The organism is Pseudomonas sp. UBA7530, from assembly GCF_002479365.1.
In the GTDB taxonomy this organism is placed as follows: domain Bacteria; phylum Pseudomonadota; class Gammaproteobacteria; order Pseudomonadales; family Pseudomonadaceae; genus Aquipseudomonas.
This window is the reverse complement of record NZ_DLMS01000011.1, coordinates 274,278-291,909: the sequence shown is the minus strand read 5'-3', so window position 1 is coordinate 291,909 and position 17,632 is coordinate 274,278. Positions and strand designations below refer to the sequence as shown.

The 17,632-nt window shown below is 65.7% G+C and carries 18 protein-coding genes; 2 read left to right on the top strand and 16 right to left on the bottom strand.

Annotation, left to right across the window (positions count from 1 at the left end):
• The first annotated feature begins 35 nt into the window (after positions 1 to 35).
• Positions 36 to 809: an alpha/beta fold hydrolase gene (locus tag B2U07_RS15355; RefSeq protein WP_296277241.1), complete on the top strand. Its 774-nt coding sequence runs from the start codon at positions 36 to 38 to the stop codon at positions 807 to 809.
• A gap of 68 nt (positions 810 to 877) precedes the next feature.
• Here the strand turns inward: B2U07_RS15355 and B2U07_RS15350 are convergent, their stop codons facing one another.
• Together B2U07_RS15350 and B2U07_RS15345 are read right to left on the bottom strand one after the other, a co-directional pair.
• On the bottom strand, positions 878 to 2,461 hold the full coding sequence (locus B2U07_RS15350; RefSeq protein ID WP_296277240.1) for an aldehyde dehydrogenase (NADP(+)): 1,584 nt from the start codon (positions 2,459 to 2,461) through the stop codon (positions 878 to 880).
• 373 nt (positions 2,462 to 2,834) lie between these two features.
• Entirely contained in the window at positions 2,835 to 3,440 is a 606-nt protein-coding gene (locus B2U07_RS15345) for a glutathione S-transferase (RefSeq protein ID WP_296277239.1), read from the bottom strand.
• A 179-nt stretch (positions 3,441 to 3,619) separates the two neighbouring features.
• On the opposite strand from B2U07_RS15345, the gene B2U07_RS15340 reads away from it, so the two are divergent.
• Positions 3,620 to 4,531: a LysR family transcriptional regulator gene (locus B2U07_RS15340; protein WP_275546612.1), complete on the top strand. Its 912-nt coding sequence runs from the start codon at positions 3,620 to 3,622 to the stop codon at positions 4,529 to 4,531.
• Between the two features lie 84 nt (positions 4,532 to 4,615).
• Here B2U07_RS15340 and madM read toward each other — a convergent pair whose 3' ends face one another.
• The 14 genes from madM to flgK form a co-directional block, all read right to left on the bottom strand.
• On the bottom strand, positions 4,616 to 5,380 hold the full coding sequence (gene madM / locus B2U07_RS15335; RefSeq protein ID WP_197857754.1) for a malonate transporter subunit MadM: 765 nt from the start codon (positions 5,378 to 5,380) through the stop codon (positions 4,616 to 4,618).
• Between the two features lie 5 nt (positions 5,381 to 5,385).
• Complete coding sequence (gene madL, locus B2U07_RS15330) at positions 5,386 to 5,787, bottom strand: malonate transporter subunit MadL (RefSeq protein ID WP_296269703.1); 402 nt, start codon at positions 5,785 to 5,787, stop codon at positions 5,386 to 5,388.
• A gap of 61 nt (positions 5,788 to 5,848) precedes the next feature.
• Complete coding sequence (mdcH, locus tag B2U07_RS15325) at positions 5,849 to 6,775, bottom strand: malonate decarboxylase subunit epsilon (protein WP_296277238.1); 927 nt, start codon at positions 6,773 to 6,775, stop codon at positions 5,849 to 5,851.
• The gene (locus B2U07_RS15320) at positions 6,772 to 7,407 is read right to left on the bottom strand and encodes a malonate decarboxylase holo-ACP synthase (RefSeq protein WP_296277237.1); all 636 of its coding nucleotides are present in this window, start codon (positions 7,405 to 7,407) and stop codon (positions 6,772 to 6,774) included. Before B2U07_RS15320 ends, mdcH begins: the two co-directional genes overlap by 4 nt.
• 147 nt (positions 7,408 to 7,554) lie before the next feature.
• Positions 7,555 to 8,361 (bottom strand): biotin-independent malonate decarboxylase subunit gamma, encoded by an 807-nt coding sequence (mdcE, locus tag B2U07_RS15315; RefSeq protein WP_296277236.1) that lies wholly within the window; start codon positions 8,359 to 8,361, stop codon positions 7,555 to 7,557.
• Between the two features lie 2 nt (positions 8,362 to 8,363).
• Positions 8,364 to 9,215 (bottom strand): biotin-independent malonate decarboxylase subunit beta, encoded by an 852-nt coding sequence (locus B2U07_RS15310; protein ID WP_296277235.1) that lies wholly within the window; start codon positions 9,213 to 9,215, stop codon positions 8,364 to 8,366.
• Entirely contained in the window at positions 9,208 to 9,507 is a 300-nt protein-coding gene (locus B2U07_RS15305; protein WP_296277234.1) for a malonate decarboxylase subunit delta, read from the bottom strand. The genes B2U07_RS15310 and B2U07_RS15305 overlap by 8 nt, the downstream gene beginning before the upstream one ends.
• Before the next feature lies 1 nt (position 9,508).
• Positions 9,509 to 10,393: a triphosphoribosyl-dephospho-CoA synthase gene (locus B2U07_RS15300; protein WP_296277233.1), complete on the bottom strand. Its 885-nt coding sequence runs from the start codon at positions 10,391 to 10,393 to the stop codon at positions 9,509 to 9,511.
• Complete coding sequence (mdcA, locus tag B2U07_RS15295) at positions 10,393 to 12,060, bottom strand: malonate decarboxylase subunit alpha (RefSeq protein WP_296277232.1); 1,668 nt, start codon at positions 12,058 to 12,060, stop codon at positions 10,393 to 10,395. Before mdcA ends, B2U07_RS15300 begins: the two co-directional genes overlap by 1 nt.
• 105 nt (positions 12,061 to 12,165) lie before the next feature.
• The gene (locus B2U07_RS15290; RefSeq protein WP_296277231.1) at positions 12,166 to 13,137 is read right to left on the bottom strand and encodes a sensor domain-containing diguanylate cyclase; all 972 of its coding nucleotides are present in this window, start codon (positions 13,135 to 13,137) and stop codon (positions 12,166 to 12,168) included.
• Positions 13,138 to 13,215: 78 nt separating this feature from the next.
• Positions 13,216 to 13,998 carry a type IV pili methyl-accepting chemotaxis transducer N-terminal domain-containing protein gene (locus B2U07_RS15285; protein ID WP_197857744.1) on the bottom strand — a complete coding sequence of 261 codons (783 nt, stop codon included), beginning with the start codon at positions 13,996 to 13,998 and terminating at the stop codon, positions 13,216 to 13,218.
• Between the two features lie 286 nt (positions 13,999 to 14,284).
• Positions 14,285 to 15,310 carry a hypothetical protein gene (locus B2U07_RS15280; protein ID WP_275546622.1) on the bottom strand — a complete coding sequence of 342 codons (1,026 nt, stop codon included), beginning with the start codon at positions 15,308 to 15,310 and terminating at the stop codon, positions 14,285 to 14,287.
• Positions 15,311 to 15,323: 13 nt separating this feature from the next.
• Entirely contained in the window at positions 15,324 to 16,241 is a 918-nt protein-coding gene (flgL, locus tag B2U07_RS15275) for a flagellar hook-associated protein FlgL (RefSeq protein WP_296277230.1), read from the bottom strand.
• 23 nt (positions 16,242 to 16,264) lie between these two features.
• Entirely contained in the window at positions 16,265 to 17,632 is a 1,368-nt protein-coding gene (gene flgK / locus B2U07_RS15270) for a flagellar hook-associated protein FlgK (RefSeq protein ID WP_296277229.1), read from the bottom strand.

Genomic DNA, 17,632 nt, shown 5'->3' with positions numbered 1-17,632 from the left:
GACACTGGCATCTCCCAAGCACAGGAGATTCAATCATGTTCAATACCAAGCCGCTGATCCTCGTCCTCGCCATCGCCAGTCCCTTCTTCGCAGTCAATGCCCAGGCCGCCGACGCCAAGCCTTCGGTAGTTATCGTTCACGGCGCCTTCGCCGACGGCTCCGACTGGGCCAAGGTCGTGCCGCTGCTGCAGGATAAAGGCATCAAGGTTACCGTGGTGCAGAACCCGCTGACCTCGCTGGCCGACGACGTCGCCGCCACCCAGCGCGTATTGAACAACCAGGACGGTGATGTCGTTCTGGTGGGCCATTCCTGGGGCGGCACGGTGATCAGCCAGGCCGGTACCGACGACAAGGTACGCAGCCTGGTCTATGTCGCGGCGTTCGCACCGAATGCAGGCCAGTCCACCGGCGAACTCTACGCCGGCTATCCTACCGCACCCGGTTCGAGCCAGATCGCCGCCGACAAGAACGGTTTCCTGTACCTGACACCGCAGGGCATGGCGACCGATTTCGCTCAGGATCTGTCTGCCGAGCAGACCGCGGTGATGACCGCGACGCAGGGTCCGATTCGCGCCGCCGCATTCGATGAACGCACCAGCGTGGAAGCCTGGAAGCAGAAGCCGTCCTGGTACGTCGTCGCCAATGATGACCGCATGATCGTGCCGCAGATGCAGCGCGACTTCGCCAAGAAAATCGGTGCGCACACTACCGAAGTTACCGCCAGCCACGTACCGCAGCAGTCGCGCCCGAGCGATGTGGCCAAGGTGATCATCCAGGCGGTGGAGAAAACCCAGGCAGCCGCGAAGTAAACCTCGCCGTCGCCTCAACGAAAAATGCCGCACCCAAGGGTGCGGCATTTTTCATTTCAGCGCGCGGATCAGCTCAGCGCGTCACGGCTGTGCACGCCGTCGACCAGACGCTGGATGCCCAGCGGGTTGGCGTTCTGCAGCGCTTCCGGCAGGACGTCATCCGGATAGTTCTGGTAGCAGACCGGACGCAGGAAGCGGTGGATCGCCAGGGTGCCGACCGAGGTACCGCGGGCGTCGGAGGTCGCCGGGTACGGGCCGCCATGGACCATGGAGTCGCAGACTTCCACGCCAGTCGGGTAGCCGTTGAGCAGCACGCGGCCAGCTTTGACTTCCAGCAGCGGCAGCAGGTCGCGGAAGGCGGTCAGGTCTTCACGCTCGGCGATCAGGGTCGCGGTCAGCTGGCCGTGCATGCTCTGCAGAGCGCGGGTCAGCTCGGCGCTGTCGGCGACTTCGACGACGATGGTGGTCGGGCCGAAGACCTCTTCCTGCAGCAGGTGGTCGCCTTCGAGCAGCATGCTGACGTCGGCCTTGAACAGCTGCGGCTGCGCCTGGTTGCCGGTCTGCTCGTTACCCGCCAGACGGCTGACCTTGGCATGGCCTTTCAGTTGCGCGACGCCGCCAGCGTAGCTGCGCAGGGTGCCGGCGTTGAGCATGGTCTGCGCCGGTTGGGCGCCGATGGCGTCGGCCAGGCCGGCGACGAAGTCGCTGAACTCGGCGCTGCGAATGCCGATAACCAGGCCCGGGTTGGTGCAGAACTGGCCGCAGCCCAGTACCACGGAGCCAGCCAGCTCCTTGGCAACGGTGGCGCCACGCGCCTTCAGGGCGCCCGGCAGGACGATCACCGGGTTGACGCTGGACATCTCGGCGAATACCGGGATCGGCTGCGGACGGGCAGCAGCCATGTCGCACAGGGCGCGACCGCCTTTCAGCGAACCGGTGAAGCCAACGGCCTGGATGGCCGGGTGCTTGACCAGAATTTCGCCGACGCCGCCGCCGAAAATCATGTTGAACACGCCCTTGGGCATGCCGGTTTTCTCGGCCGCGCGGATCACCGCATCAGCTACGCACTCGGCAGTGGCCATGTGGCCGCTGTGCGCCTTGAATACCACCGGGCAGCCGGCAGCCAGGGCCGAAGCGGTATCGCCACCAGCGGTGGAGAAGGCCAGCGGGAAGTTGCTGGCGCCGAACACGGCGACCGGACCAACGCCGATCTGGTACTGACGGATATCCGGGCGCGGCAGCGGCTGGCGATCCGGCAGGGCGCGGTCGATGCGTGCACCGTAGAAGTCACCACGACGCAGCACCTTGGCGAACAGACGCATCTGGCCACTTGTACGACCACGTTCGCCCTGGATGCGAGCAGCCGGCAGTGCGGTTTCGCGGGTAACCAAGGCAACGAAGTCATCGCCGAGGGCGTCGATTTCGTCGGCGATCGCCTCAAGGAACTCTGCACGGCGCACGGCCGACAGGTTGCGGTAAGTCGGGTAAGCGGCAGCGGCAGCCTGGGCGGCAGCGTCAACTTCTTCCGGCGTGGCCTGGATGAAGGTGTAAGGCAGCGCTTCACCGCTGCTGGCGTCGAGGCTCTTGTGCTCGACGGTACCGGCGGCGCGGCGCTCACCGCCGATGTAATTGTGGCCAGTCAGACTCAGCATGGCGTTCTCCTGTCAGTGGATGGCGCATAAGGCACCACCGGGACATTGAATGAGACCCGGCTGCGGCGCCGGGATTCACAACCGCCTTCGCAGTTGTAGGACGTATGATAAGTGACAACTTACACATTTGTCCTCCCATACGAACGTAGAACGCGCGCCAAGTTGTGAATCTTTTCGGGAATCAGTGGCGGAAGCCTCGATGGCTCCGTTTGAATGGCCAATTGGCATGCCCGACACTCGATGCCACTCGACCAAGCCTGCCAGAACACTTAACACCGTCTCGCCCGCGGCGTTGGCTGCCTGACATCCGCTACGGAGTTACGCAGCCAAAGGTTGCGTTGTCTGGTGATAGATACGCAGGCCATGCACGATCTTACCCAGGCACACTTGCCTGCATCGACGCGCGCTGAGAAAAGGTCTGCTGAAATGCCGCCAACCCTGAATGCTCGGCGCGCCAGTCGAGGTCGGCAAAGCGAAAGTCCAGATAGCCCAGCGCGCAGGCGACGCCGATCTGTGCCAGGTCGAGCGGCCCCTGCAACTGGTCGATCTGGCGTTCCAGCTCCGTCAACGCGCGCTGCACCTTACCCAGCTGGCCGTCGAGCCAGGCCGGCCATTGCAGCTCGACCGGTCGCACGCTGCGCTCGTAGCGCGCCAGCAGTGCCGCGTCCATCAGGCCGTCAGCCAGTGCCGCCAGGCGCAGCACCTGCCAGCGTGCAGCGCCGTCCGGTAGCAGCTTGCGGCCCTGGTGCAGAGTGTCGAGGTAGTCGCAGATCACCCGGCTGTCGTACAGCGCCTCGCCGTCTTCAGTCAGCAGCACCGGAATCTTGCCCAGCGGATTGCGCGCGTTGACCTGTTCATTGACGGTGGTTGGCAATACGGCGGTATCGAGCAGTTCGATACGTGCCAGCAGGCCGGTTTCCGCAGCCAGCACGCGAACCTTGCGGGCGAAGGGAGAGGCAGCGGCGTAGATCAGTTGCATGGGCAGACTCCTGGGCGCGAGAAGAAGCGGACATCGCTCGCACTACAGCACAGTTCGCACGCCAAGGTAATCCGCGTGGCCTGGCAATGCCTGCTCATGCCACCAAAGTCATAACGATCGACCACCGCAGCCCCTCGAGAATGCGGCACAATCGTCTACCGCTGGAAAAGGACAGGCCAATGCTGATCGACGAAGAACTGACTCTCAAAAAGCTGGAGGTCTTCCTGGCGTTCATGCGCAGCGGCAACCTGGCGCGCGCCGCCAGCGAGCTGCAGACCAGCAATGTCAGCGTGCACCGCGCCATCCACTCGCTGGAAAGTGCGCTGCGCTGCCCGCTGTTCAAGCACGAAGGGCGCAACCTGATCCCGCTGGAAAGCGCCTACATGCTGGAGGAGAAGGCGCAAAAGCTGATCCAGGACGCCCAGGAGATGGTGCGCCTGACCCGTGAGGCAGCAGGCTTCGGCGCCGAGCGTTTCAAGCTCGGCGCGCTCTACTCGCTGACGGTGAAGACGGTTCCGCAACTGATCATGGGTCTCAAGCTGCGCCGCAGCGAGCTGAACATCGACTTGGTGCTCGGCTCCAACGTCGACCTGCTGTACAAGCTGAAGAACATGGAGCTGGATGCCATCCTCATCGCCCTCGACGACAGCGTCAGCGACCCGGACTGCGAGCAATTGGCGCTGTTCTCCGATGACATCTTCCTCGCCGCACCGAACGACTCACCCTTTGCCGAGCAGGCCGAAGTGGATCTGGCCGACCTGCGCGACGACACCTTCATCACCCTCACCCAGGGCTACGCCACCTTCCGAGACGGCGAACGGGTCTTTCAGCAGGCCGGGTTCGAGCCGAAGGTGGCGATGCAGGTGAAGGATATCTTCACCTTGCTCAGCATGGTCAGCTCCGGTGTCGGCTACGCCCTGCTGCCGGGGCGCGTGGCCGCGGTGTACGAGAACCGGGTGAAGCTGATTCCGCTGCAGGCCAAGTACCACCTGCAACAGCATATCGGCGTGGTGTTCCTCAAGGCCAAGGAACGCGACCCGAACCTGTTGGCGCTGCTCGCCGAGTGCCGGATGTATAGCAGGCAGTCGTAGGCGCAAGCGTCGCCGCTGAAGCGCCTCCCACAGGGCAGCGCGTTCAGCCTAAATAAAAAGCCCGCCATGGCGGCGGGCAAAGAGTCAGCCCAGAAGGCCTCGCATCAGAAAGTAGAGCAGCGACGGGCCGAGCAGGCAGCCCAGCGCGGTGTAGAAGGCCGCGGTCAGGCAGCCGTACGGCACCAGCTTGGGATCGGTCGCCGCCAGGCCACCGGCGACGCCGCTGGAGGTGCCCATCAGGCCACCGAAGATCACCGCGCTGCGTGGGTTGTTCAGGCCGATATAGGGGGCGACGAAGGGCGTGGCCACCATCACCAGGATCGCCTTGATCAGGCCGGCGGCGATGGACAGTGCCATCACGTCGGAGCTGGCGCCGAGGGCCGCACCGGTCACCGGGCCGACGATATAGGTCACCGCGCCGGTGCCGATGGTGGTCAGGCTGACCACGTCGGTGTAGCCGAAGGCCATGGCCACTGCTACCCCGGCGACGAAGGACGACAGCACGCCAACGAACAGTGCCAGCACCCCGGCGAACCCTGCACGCTTGAGTTCCTCGACACTAACGCCGAAGCCCGTGGCGACGATCGCGAAGTCACGCAACATGGCGCCGCCGAGCAGGCCCACGCCAGCGAACAGGGGTATGTCCACCAGGCCCTTTTGCCCACCGGTATAAACGCCACCGATATAGGACAGCAGCAGGCCGAGCAGGATGGCGATGGCTGAACCGTGCAGGCGACCGCGCGTGAGTTTGTCGGACATCCAGTACGACACCCACATGGTGATGCCGATGATGGCGAAGCCGCTGAGCATGCCGTAGCTGGTCAGTACCTTGAGCAGGGATTCGTACATGGCGATCACCGTGGCGCTTTGGTCATGGAGGAGGTGACATCGGCTTCAGGCTTCTTTTGCCCGACCCGGCTGAGCACGGGCACCAGGGCGAAACCGGCAGCGACGGCGGCGATCCCGGCGATGATCGCCATCGGCCCGCCGCTGAGGGCACCGTAGACGTTCTGCTGGGCGGCCATGGCGACCACGATGGGGATGTAGATCGCGCTCCAGAACTCCACGCCCTGCTCCGACTTGCCGGTGAACAGGCCACGCTTGTTCAGGTAGCTGCCGAGGAAGATCAGCAGCAGCATGGCGATACCGACACCGCCGACGTTGGCGGGCACGCCAATGAGTTTGCCCAGCAGCTCTCCGATGAAGATGCCTGCCAGGGTGCAGAACGCCAGAAAGGCGACACCGTAGATGATCATTGTTGTTGTCCTCGTTTTACGTTCGAAGTTGTTGTTTTTGTGCTTCGGTAAACGCTACGGCTCAGCGGTCGCGGCTTACCTCCTGACGCAACATGGCGTCGAGTGTATCCAGGCGCGCGCCGGTGAAGGCGATCGCCTGGCCAGGTTCGAATACGCGGCGGGCAAGGCCGGTCAGCACGCTGCCTGGAGGCAATTCCAGGTGCAAGCGCACGCCGCGCTCATAGGCAATGACGAGGGTGGCCTGCCAGTCGACGACGCGGCTCATGTTGTAAGCCAGGTCGTCGCGCAGGGTTTCGGGATCACGGATCAGGCGCGCCGAACTGCCGCTCAGGTAGCGCACCTGGGGCGACCGCAGTTCAACCTTGGCGAACGCCGCCGCCAGCTCGCGAGCCGGTGCAGCGAGCAGTTCGCAGTGCGACGGCACGCTCATGGCCAAGCGCCTGGCACAGCCGGCGCCCAGTGCTCGGGCGCGCTCGGCGACCACTGCCATGGCGGGATCGCTGCCGGCGATCACCAGTTGGGTTTCGGCGTTGATATTGCCCAGGTACACCGGACCTTCGGCTTCGGCGAGCAGGCGCTCGACGCTGCCCTGGTCGAGGCCGAGGATGGCGGTCATGCCGTAGCCATTAGGGTACGCACGCTGCATCAGTTCACCACGCAAGGCGACCAGGCGCACCGCGTCGGCAAAATCCAGCGCGCCGGCTACCACGGCGGCGGCATAGGCGCCGATGGAAAGCCCGGCGACGTAGTCCGGGCGATGGCCACGCTCGCTCAGCACGCGCGCCGCCGCCACGCCGGCAATCAACAGGCACAGCTGCACGGCGCGAGTGTTTTGCAAGGCTTCGGCTGAATCCAGCAGGCGTACGTCTTCACCTAACGCAGAACTCGCCTGCTCGATGCAGGCCTGCACCACAGGCGCATCAGGCAAGGCATGCAGCATGCCGGGCTGCTGCGCGCCCTGGCCCGGAAAGGCCCAGAGCGTGCTCATGCCGCCACCTGCTGCGTTTGCCAGGGATCGTTGATCAGCAGCGGACCTTCCTGGGTTTTCAGCAATACGCGCGGCGACTCGCCGGCCCATTCGCGCAGCGCCACGGCGCCTTGCGGGGTTTCCAGTTGCAAATCGATCCGGCACGGCGCCGCATCCAGTTTGTCGCACAGCCTGCGCGCACGGTCGCGAGACAACGGCTGCGGGGCGCGCAGCAGCAGGTCAAGATCGCTGTCCGCGTGCGCGGCGGCGATTCCACTGGCCAGTTCGAAGCCCAGGCTACCGGTCACGCCCCAGCTCAGGCCAAGCGCATCGAACTGCTGCGCCAGCTGTTCCAATGCCTGCAATGCCGGCCATTGCGGCTGTGCGTGTTGGCGCCAGTGCCCGGCGCGGGCAACCGCTTCGGGGCTGATCACCTGGCTGATCTCGCTCAGGCGCATCCAGGTGGCGTAACGCTGCTCACGCGCGGCGCCACGCACACCCACCGCCGCCCAGCCGGACTCGGCAGGCGCACGGCGCACCACCACCGGCACATGCCCGCCCAGGGCGGCGCGAGCCCAGGCCGGCGCCTCCTGTGGCAGCTGCTCGGGGCGCAGGCCCCAAAGCAGATCATGTGGACGGGGTGTCGGGTGCATCGCGGTTTCTCCGTAGGGTGGGTGCAACCCACCATTTCGCGTTATTCGGGGTTGGCGGGTTTCACCCGCCCTACTTGTCTGCAGCAGCTCATGTGCACAAGGTGCCGCAGAGTCCTCTGTAGGGCGGGTGCAACCCGCCATTTCGCTTCACCACTGCGCGCGCAAGGCCTCACGCACCGTCGAGGAAGCCGCGCGGTTGGCGGCGCCCAGGCGGTTGCGTAAGTCACGCGGGCTGGCGGCGATATCGGCCAGGGCGCGACTCAGGGCGTCCTGAACATGGGCCAGATCAGCGCTGGTCGGCTGCGCGGCCTGCTCCACATCGAGCACCTCCGCCAGCAGGCCAAGCGAGGCGTAGTTGTCCAGGTCGTAGGCCATCGGCGGCACGCTGGCGGCCAGCGCCTCCAGTTCGTCGACGCTGCGCAGGGTGATGCGCGCGGCGGCGGCCTTGCCCATGGCGTGCACCATCACCCCGGCGTCGCGCAGGGCGATCAGGCGGTTGGCCTGGTAACCGTGGGCGAGGAAGGCGCCGGACATGGCTTTGCCGACCAGCAAGCCGATCACCGCATGACCGGCCAGACGGGCTCGGGCATAGGCGTCCACCGCGCCGGCCAGCGCCTGATGGATGCCATAGGCTTCCTCGCGGCGACCATAGGCCTGGCTCGGCACGTCGACGATGGCGATCAGCGCGCGCTTGTGTGGATTGTCGCGATCCGCCTCGATGGCTGCATCCACGGCCTGGGCCAGGCCCCAGCCTTCGAGCAGGCCGACCTCGCCGTTGCGGGCACGGGGGAATGGGTTGTTGGCATCGGCGATCACCGCCAGATAGCGCACCGCCTGGCCGGCCACTTCGCCGTCGGCGACCCGCAGCGAGGCAGGCAAGCCCTGTTGCGGCTGGGCATCGCCCGCCAGGGCCTGGAACCAGTGCAAGCCGCGTTGTTGCTGTGCAGTTGTCATGTTCATGCTCCCTGGTAGGCGCTGCGCACGGCAGCGGCATCGGCCTGAATCGAGGTGTCGACGTCACGCAGGTGCTCGAGGAACCAGGCGTGGCGACGGCTGCGTTCCTGGGCCGGTTTGCCCTTGGCGAACAGGCCGTGCAGCTCGCTGCGAATGGCCTCGACGTCATCACTCACATAGCCGTCGACCAGGCCGCTGGCGTAGCGCTGTTCACCGCCGGTCAGGCTCCAGATAAAGGGCCGATCGCGCGAGTCGTATTCGTCCAGCCCGGCTTCCTGTTCGATCACCTGCGGGCCGTTGAGGCCCAAGCGCGCCTCACGGGTGACCAGCAGGTAGCTGCACAGCCCGGCGGCGATGGACATGCCGCCGAAGCAGCCGACCGGGCCGGCGACCAGGCCGATCACCGGCTGATACTGGCGCAGCTCGACGATAGCGGCCTGGATCTCGGCGATAGCCGCCAGGCCCAGGTTGGCTTCCTGCAGGCGCACACCACCGGTTTCCAGCAGCAGCACGGCGCGAGTCGGCGTGCCATTGCGGTTGTCTTCGGCGGCCAACTCCAGGGCACCGGCGATCTTCGCGCCGCTCACTTCGCCAAGGCTGCCGCCCTGAAAGGCGCCTTCGATGGCGATCGCCACCGCAGGCTGGCCGTCGATCAGCCCCTTGGCCACGACCACGCCGTCATCGGCCTGGGGCACGATGCCCTGCTTGGGCAGCCAGGGCGACATCAGCCGGGCGAAGGGATCGAGCAACTCGCGGAAGCTGCCGGCATCGAGCAGTGCGCGGGCCCGTTCGCGGGCACCGAGTTCAGTAAAGCTGCGCTGCGCCAGCAGGCGCTGGATGTTCTGCTCAGCCATGGTTGAGTTCCTCCAGGCCCTGTTCCAGGCGCAGGCGCACCACACCGGGCGTGGCGCCAAAATCATGGATGACGATGTTCAGCGCGGGCAGCTGCTGCTCGCCGAACATGCGCTCGAACAAGAGCTGCCAGCGCGGCGCGCTGCCGTTGACCGAGGTGACCACTTCGATCGCCAGCGTGCCGGCCTGGCCGGGTTCGAGCATCACTTCCAGGTCGCCGGAACCGACGCAACCGACCAGCGCGCGACCCTTGGCCGGTTGCCCGGCGGGGAATTGAAAAGACAGGGTTTCCATTTCACAGACTCCCAAGCTGCGCCGGCAGGCCATGCTGCAGGCGGTCGAGGAACAGGGTGGCGGCGAGCAGATCGGCAGCGCCGCCAGGCGAGGCACGCAGGTGCAGCATGTCGCGCTCCAGATCACGCAGGCAGCGGCGACCGTCGAGGCTGGCGCAACCGCCAGCGGCGAGCACCGCACGGGCGCCGCTCTGCATGCGCGTCAGCCCGGCCATGCCGGCGCGATACAGCACACAGGTGTCGGCCAGTTGGGTCATGATCGCCAGCAGCGCATCCAGGCGGGCGTTCTGCTCCCCGGCCCCGGCGGCGCGGCTGCGCGCCAGCTGCGGCAGTGCCTGGTGGATCACTGACGGGAAGCCCAGCTGCGCCTCCTCGCGGGCACCATGTACGCCATATAGACGGCACACGTGCGCGCCATGGCTGTCGCCAGTGACGGGCGCGGCGCGGTCGTTGAGCAGGGCCAGGCGGGCGGCGCGCAGGGCGACCTGTGCGGGCGCCAGCATGCTCACGTCCAGCGCCGCTGCGCTGCTGAGCAGGCCCAGCGCCCAGATCGCGCCGCGATGGGTGTTGACGCCGCCGGTTACGCGCAGCATCTCCTCTTCGCCTTCGCGACCTATGCGGCCGACATCTTCACGCAGCTGTAGACCGATCTCGCCACGATGCTGCGCGGCCTCGGCCATGGCCTTGAAGCTCGGCCACAGGGCCAGCGCCGAAGCGTGCATCAGCCCCAGGTGCAGATCGGTGTGCGCGCCGCTGCCACGCCGGTCGACCAGCCCCGGCTTGGGCGACAGGTCGGCCTCATCGATCAGGGCGTCGACCGCCAGGTCCGCCAGCCAATCGCCCAGGGACAGCGAGAGCTGTGGCTGAATTGCAGTCAGTGCATTCATCACCAGCTCCTGAACTTGGCGGGCGGGTTATAGAGGCCGCCCGACCACTCAACCAGCTCGGCGATGCTCTTGGCTGCGAGCAGTTCGCGGCTGGCATCGGTGCGGCGGATGCCGAGATCCTCCGGCAGCGCGATCAGCCCTTCACGGCGCATGCGTGCGGTTTCTTTCGGGTCGTGGCGCAGGCCGATGGCGGTCACGCCGGCGACCGCGGCGATCATCGCCTGACGCTCTTCCAGCGAGCGCGCCTTGTACAGGTAGGCGATGCCTTCCTCGGTGAGCAGGTGGGTGACGTCGTCGCCGTAGATCATGATCGGCGCCAGCGGCATACCGGCTTTCTTGGCTACGTCCACTGCATCCAGACGCTCGACGAAGGTCGGTTTGCCGCCCTCCTGGAAGGTCTCGACCATCTGCACCACCAGCTTCTTGCCGCGTTCGAGCATGGTCACCGGGGCTTCACCACCGGGCATGGCCATATCCAGCCAGGCCGGGGTCGGGTGCCGCCTACCACGCGGGTCGTGGCCCATGTTCGGCGCGCCGCCGAAACCGGCCAGGCGCCCACGGGTGACGGTCGAAGAATGGCCATCGCCGTCCACTTGCAGCGTGGCGCCGATAAACAGGTCCACCGCGTACTGCCCGGCCAGTTGGCACATCATGCGGTTGGAGCGCATCGAGCCGTCGCGACCGGTGAAGAACACGTCCGGGCGCTGGGCGATATAGCCCTCCATGCCCAGCTCGGTGCCGAAGCAGTGCACGCTCTCGACCCAGCCGGTCTCGATGGCCGGGATCAGCGTCGGGTGCGGGTTGAGCGTCCAGTTGCGGCAGATCTTGCCCTTCAAACCCAAGGATTCGCCGTAGGTCGGCAGGATCAGCTCGATGGCGGCGGTGTTGAAACCGATGCCGTGGTTGAGCGACTGCACCTTGTGTTTCTCGTAGATGCCGCGGATCGCCATCATCGCCATCAGCACGTGCACCGGCTTGATATGGCGCGGGTCGCGGGTGAACAGCGGCTCGATGTAGAAAGGCTTGTCAGCCACCACCACGAAGTCGACCCAGGAGGCGGGAATGTCCACACGCGGCAGCTCGTCGACGATCTCGTTGACCTGGAAGATCACGATGCCGTCGGAAAACGCGGTCGGCTCGACCAGCGCCGGGGTGTCCTCGGTGCTCGGCCCGGTATAGATGTTGCCGTGGCGGTCGGCCTGGAAGCCGGCGACCAGGGCGACGTTGGGGATCAGATCCACCAGCAGACGCGAGTAGAGTTCGATATAGGTGTGGATGGCGCCGACTTCCAGCAGCCCGTCTTCGAGCAGCTGGCCGATGCGCAGGCTCTGCGGCCCGGCGAAGGAGAAGTCGAGCTTGCGGGCGATGCCGCGTTCGAACAGATCGAGATGCTCGGCGCGGCTGACGCTGGGCATGATCATGTGCAGGTCGTGCAGGCGACCGGGGTCGGCCTGGGCCAGCGAGCGGGAGAGGAAATCCGCCTGCTTCTGGTTGTTGCCTTCGAGCACCACCCGATCGCCAGGAGCGATCAGCGCTTCGAGTGCCGCGACTATCTTGTCGCTGGGCAACACCACGCCATCGGCGAGGGTGCGCACCTGATCGAGTCGCCGCGCCTTTTCCGCGCGACGGCGCGACCACTGCGGCGGTGGGGATATTGTTGTTGTCATCGATGACTCCACGAGTTCCGCTGTCGTGGAGGCACCTTAGGAGCGTGACCCTAGGGTCATCAATCAAGCAGGCGGCGCAATCGTTACGCCCAGGTTAACGATTGCTCAAGCGCGGGCGTCGGCGGCACCGTCCAACCCAGAGCGAGCAGGCATCTTGGCTACTTCCAAGCGGTCGCGACCTCGCTGCTTGGCCAGGTAGAGCAGCTTATCGACGCCATTGAGGAAATCCAGCGGGCGGTCGTGCGCGCCCGGCACGATGGTGCCGACACCAAGGCTAATGGTGAGCATGGACGATACTGACGAGCGCTCATGGGGAATGCGCTGTTGGCGCACCTGCTGGCGGCAGCGTTCGGCGATATGGCGGGCGGCGGCCTCGTCGGTCTCCGGCAACACCAGCACGAACTCCTCGCCACCGAAGCGGCCGACGAAATCCCGTGGCCGGCTGGCGGCGCGGCTCAGTGCCTGGCCGACACTCTTCAGGCAATCGTCGCCCTGGATATGGCCGTAATGGTCGTTGAACTGCTTGAAGTGATCGATATCCAGCAGAATCAGCGACAGCGGCTGCTGGGTGCGTTGGGCATTGGCCCACTCGGTGGCCAGCACCGTGTCGAACATGCGCCGGTTGGCCACGCCAGTCAGGCCGTCCTTGTAGGAATACTCTTCCAGCTGCTTCTGCAGGATCAGCAACTGCTCCTCGGTCTTCTTGCGTTCGCTGATGTCGAACATGAAGCCGATCAGCGAGTCCACCTCGCCGTTGTCGTCGCGTACCACATGCACCACGTCGCGAATCCACACGTAGTCGCCGGCGGCGGTCAGCGCGCGGTAGTCGGCCTCGTGGTCGACGCCGTTCTGCGATTGCGACACGCAGAACTGCACCACCTTCTCGCGATCGTCCGGGTGCATGCGCGAGGCCCAGTCCTCGGCGCTGACCCAGCTGGCCTGCGACCAACCCAGCAGACTCTCTATCTGCGGGCCGATGTAGGCGAAGGTCATGGTCTTCCAGTCGATTTTCCAGGGGATCGCCCGGGTGGACTCCAGCAGGGTCTTGTAAACCGCCTGATCAGTTGCTTCGCTCATGTCCGCCACCTGTGCCCGCCTTGCGCTCCGTTATAGCGCAAAAACGGGCGGCCAAGGTGACGGCCTGGCGAATGGCTATCAGGCTTCCTTGGCCTGCAGGCCGGCGTACAGGCGGGTCAGCTCGTTGAGCTGGCGGAACAGCGAGTCGGTGCTGACGGTGATCACGGTCGGCACGAAGTCACGCTCGGCATGCAGATCGATACCCTTGAGGGTGAAGCCCCAGTGTGCGCGGGCGCGGCGCTGGGTGTTGGCGATTTCCTCGCTCGGCGTGCCGCGGGCTTCCAGCTCCTTGAGGATGGTCTCGAAATCGCTCACGGCCGTGTCCAGTTTGGCGTCCAGGTCCGGCGCCGGCACACGCCAGGACTTGGCCATGTAGAGCATGGCGATGCGCTGGGTCTGCACGCGTGCCCAGCCAGTGCGGTGCACGGAGGCGCCCATGGCGCCCAGGTGCTGGCCCATCAGGTCGCTGACGTGCTGTGTCTGCTGCAGCAATTCCTCGCTGGTGGCGAGCATCTGCGCAGCCTTGGCGTGCTCCGGCTTGGCTTCGATCTGCTGGCGATGGACGGTCCAGGTGGCATCGACCTTGGCCAGCGCAGCCTTGATCTCGGCGGTGGGCGCATAGGCGATCAGCGCGGTGTGGCTGGCATCGAAGCGCTGGATGGTTTCCTGCAGCTGGCGCTGGGCCACGTCCACGCGCACATCGGCACCCAGCATCAGGTAGTTCTTGGCCATACGCTGGGTCAGCGAGCGCTGCAGGCCGGCCATGTTCATGGCTTCGGAATCGGTCAGTTGCGCCAGGCTTGGCATGCTCACCAGCGCGGTGCAGGCGAGCAGAATAAGAGATAGGTACTTCTTCAACACGTCGGTACTCCAATTCGGGGACGAGGCAATGCACCGCAGGCGTGCGCCAGCAGTGATGGGTGAACCCTTGAGTGCGGGGTTTTTATTGGAATGCGAGGGGCAGTTCGACGGGCGCAAGGCCCAGTTGCTGCGGAAAGGGCGCAATGATAGCTGCTAAAACGCCATCATTCTGTGCGACCAGTCATGAAGCGGACGACTGGTCGTCAGCGTTCGCATAAAAAAGCCGCCAGTCGCCATGAAACAAGGGGAAGAGCGACTGACGGCTGAGGAGTCGGAGTATCGATGCTCAGGAGAGCAGGCTGACCACCGTGGACCTGCTGATGTTGGCCTGGGCGACGACGGTCTGGGTCACCGCGGCATAACTGCTGGGGCTGCGGCGCATCAGGCTGAAGACCTCGCCGGCGAAGTCGCGCGCCCATTCGCGCTCGTTGTGCTCGGCATGACGGGCGAGAAACTCGCGGATTTCGTCCTGGCGATGGCTGAGCTGCTCACGCAATGCGCCGATCTTGTCCAGCGCCGCCACCACTTCGTCCAGCGCCCGGCGCAGTTCTCGCGCGCCGTCCAGGCGCGCAGCTTCGGGCAGACGCAGCAGCTGGTCTTCCTGGCTGACGACGGGCGCCGCGGCCTTGGCCGCCAGCTTGCCTTCGCCCTGCATACGCAGCTCGCCCCTGAGCTGCTGCCACTCGCTTTCGCGGGCGCTGAACTTGAGCGCCCCGCCGTTATCGACTTCGGCGCGAATGCCCGCCGGAGCGAGGCCGGCATTGAAGCGGCGCAGGATCTGCTGCTCACTCAGCCCCTCGTCGAGCACTACTGCCAGCGGCTCGGCCAGTTTGCGCCCGGCGCTGAACAACAGGGTTTCCTTGCCGGCCTGCTGCACGCTGGCGATCGAATCCAGCCCCTGCAGACTGAAGCGGCTGCGCACCGGCTCGTTGAGGCGCAGCTTGAAGCCGGCATCCAGCGCCTCGCCGGAGCGTTGGCTGCGTTCGCCAAGCAGCTTGCGCACCTGCTCCAGCTCACGCTTGAGGCCTTCGCGTTCGCCGGCCTGGGCGTTGCTCAGCTCGCGACTGAGGCTGAGCTTGAGCTGGCCGAGGCGGCCGGCCAGTTCGCCCAGATAGCTGTCGGCGGCCTGCATCGAGGTCAGCTGCTGATTGAGCTGCAGGTTGAAGGTGGCGCTCTTGCCGCGAGGCTGCGCAGACTGTTCGGCAGCGGGCGCCTGCTTACGCTGGCGCTGCACCGCCTGCTCGCCCTGCACCGGGCGCCGTGCCTGCGGATCGAGGGGCGTGACGACCGGTAGCTGTTTATCGACCTTGATCACCGCAGGCTCCTTACAGCAGGCTGAACAACGACATCTCGTTGATCTTCAGATAAGTCTTCTGCGTTGCCCCCAGGGCCAGCTGGTAGTTATTCAGATCGATGGTGGCGCCGGCATAGTCCAGCTTCGACAGCTCGCCCTCGATCTTCTGGTTGACCAGCGAGACGTCCTCGTTGCTGTCGGTCAGCAGGGTCAGGGCGTTTTGCCGGCCGCCGAGTTCGGTGACCGAGCCCATCACGCGCCCATGAGCCTCGTCCAGGGCGCCCAAGGTGTCGACGATCTGCTGCCGGACGGCCGGGTCGGTGGCGTCCAGCGCCGGGTCCTGCAGGGTGTTGATCAGGCCGCGCAGTTCGTTGAGCACGTCCACGCCGGCGCCGAAGACGCTGGCAGCGGTGACGTTCTCGTCGACCAGCACGCCGTTGGCCACGGCGGCCTGGCGATGCTTGTCGTTGCCGGTAACGCTGTAAGTCTGGGTCGCGGCGTCGAAGGCCAGCGCCGGCGTGTCGCTGAGGGTGCCGGAGAACAGGTAGCGGCCTTCCTCGTCGCGCACGTTGGCGAAACTGAAGATGGTGTCCTCGATGATCGACAGCTCGCCGGCCATCGCGGCCAGGTCTTCGCTGGCGTTGGAGCCGTTGGCTGCCCACAGCAGCAGATCACGCACGTTGAGCATGGCGTCGGAGGTGGACTTGAGGTTGGCCTCCTGCGTCGACAGGCTGCCGGAGACGTTGGCGATGTTCTTGCGGAACTGCTCCAGGCTCGCCTCTTCACGCTCCACCCGCAGCACGCGCACGCTGGCGACGGGGTCGTCGGACGGCAGCAGGATGCGCTTGCCGGTGGCCATCTGCTGCATCAGCTTGCCCAACTCGGCGGAACTGGCGTTCATCGAGCTGTGCATCATCGAAGTGATCTGCGAGTTGGTGATGCGCATCATGGCTGAATCTCTCTAGAGCCGCGTCAGAACGCGGAAAGCATGTCGTCGAACAACTGGTTGGCGGTGCTGATGACCTTCATGTTGGCCTGGTAGGCCTGCTGGTAGGTCATCAGGTTGACCGCCTCCTCGTCCAGGCTCACGGCGCTGACGCTGTCGCGCTGCGACTGGGCCTGCTGGGTCACGGCGGTGGCGGACTTGAGGTCGGCCTGATTCTGCCGACTGTCACTGGCGACCTGGCCAAGCAGGCCGGCATAGGCGTCGTTGAGCGTCACCTGGCTGCCGCCCAAGGTGATGGTCTGGTTCTTCAGCCCGAGCAAATCCAGCAGCACTTCGTTGTTGCCGGTCTCCCCGGCAGCCGAGGACAGCGCCAGTTGCTCGGCCGTCAGCGGCTCGGCACGCAGCAGCGCGGTGGTGCTGGTCGGGTCGTAGACGAACAGCGGCTGGCCCGGGTTGCCATTGAGGTCGAAGCCGGTGGCGAGCACGTCATTGACCATCTGCGCCAGTTGGCTGGCCATGTCATGCAGCGCGTCCAGGTTCGGCCGCAGGCTGCCGTACTCGACCTCGTGGAGACCACCGAAGGCGCCGCCGAAGCCATCCTGGCGCAGCGGGAAGCTGGTGCCGGCGAAGGCCAGGCTGACTTCCTGTTCACCGCTCGCGGTCATCGCCACCTTGAGCTGGCCGGCCGTCGGACCGGCCACCAGCGGCTGGCCGTTGGCCAGGGCGACGCTGACCGAACCATCGGGCACTTCGTTGACACGCAGCTTGGCGAACTGGCTGAGCTCGCCGATCAGGCTTTCGCGATGATCGCGCAGCGCGGTGCTGTCGCCCTTGACCGATTCGGTCTCGACGATCTTCTTGTTGAGCAGGGCGATGTTCTCGGTCAGGCCGTTGATCTCGGTGGCCATGGCGCTGCGTTGCTCCTGCAGTGCCTTGACTTGCGCGTCGATGTTGCTGCTCAGGCCGTTGAAGCGCTGCGCCAGGTTCCCGGCCTCGCTGATGATCTGCTGGCGCAGGGCGATGGAACCGGGCGTAGCGCTGGCTTCGCTCAAGGCCGCGAAGAACTGGTCGAGACCGGCGCTGATGCTCGATCCGGTGCCGGACATCAGCGCCTCCAGCGCAGTCAGGTACTGCTGCGAGGCGCCATAGAAGTTCTGCTCGGTGGTCGCGCGCCACAGTTGCTGGTTGTGAAATTCGTTGGTCATGCGGCGGATGCTGATCACCTCCACGCCGCCACCGACGCTCAGGCCACCCTGCCCGGCCAGCGATCCGGTGATGGTCTGCAGGCGACTGAAACCCGGGGTGTTGACGTTGGCGATGTTCTGCCCGGTACTGGCCAGGGCCACCTGGCTGGCACGCACACCGCTGTAGGCGATTTGGTTGAGGATGCTCAC

Bases quoted from the DNA above. Each gene is read 5' to 3' on its own strand.
- B2U07_RS15355 (WP_296277241.1), top strand. From the start codon at position 36: ATGTTCAATACCAAGCCGCTGATCCTCGTCCTCGCCATCGCCAGTCCC.
- B2U07_RS15350 (WP_296277240.1), bottom strand. From the start codon at position 2,461: ATGCTGAGTCTGACTGGCCACAATTACATCGGCGGTGAGCGCCGCGCC.
- B2U07_RS15345 (WP_296277239.1), bottom strand. From the start codon at position 3,440: ATGCAACTGATCTACGCCGCTGCCTCTCCCTTCGCCCGCAAGGTTCGC.
- B2U07_RS15340 (WP_275546612.1), top strand. From the start codon at position 3,620: ATGCTGATCGACGAAGAACTGACTCTCAAAAAGCTGGAGGTCTTCCTG.
- madM (WP_197857754.1), bottom strand. From the start codon at position 5,380: ATGTACGAATCCCTGCTCAAGGTACTGACCAGCTACGGCATGCTCAGC.
- madL (WP_296269703.1), bottom strand. From the start codon at position 5,787: ATGATCATCTACGGTGTCGCCTTTCTGGCGTTCTGCACCCTGGCAGGC.
- mdcH (WP_296277238.1), bottom strand. From the start codon at position 6,775: ATGAGCACGCTCTGGGCCTTTCCGGGCCAGGGCGCGCAGCAGCCCGGC.
- B2U07_RS15320 (WP_296277237.1), bottom strand. From the start codon at position 7,407: ATGCACCCGACACCCCGTCCACATGATCTGCTTTGGGGCCTGCGCCCC.
- mdcE (WP_296277236.1), bottom strand. From the start codon at position 8,361: ATGACAACTGCACAGCAACAACGCGGCTTGCACTGGTTCCAGGCCCTG.
- B2U07_RS15310 (WP_296277235.1), bottom strand. From the start codon at position 9,215: ATGGCTGAGCAGAACATCCAGCGCCTGCTGGCGCAGCGCAGCTTTACT.
- B2U07_RS15305 (WP_296277234.1), bottom strand. From the start codon at position 9,507: ATGGAAACCCTGTCTTTTCAATTCCCCGCCGGGCAACCGGCCAAGGGT.
- B2U07_RS15300 (WP_296277233.1), bottom strand. From the start codon at position 10,393: ATGAATGCACTGACTGCAATTCAGCCACAGCTCTCGCTGTCCCTGGGC.
- mdcA (WP_296277232.1), bottom strand. From the start codon at position 12,060: ATGACAACAACAATATCCCCACCGCCGCAGTGGTCGCGCCGTCGCGCG.
- B2U07_RS15290 (WP_296277231.1), bottom strand. From the start codon at position 13,137: ATGAGCGAAGCAACTGATCAGGCGGTTTACAAGACCCTGCTGGAGTCC.
- flgL (WP_296277230.1), bottom strand. From the start codon at position 16,241: ATGATGCGCATCACCAACTCGCAGATCACTTCGATGATGCACAGCTCG.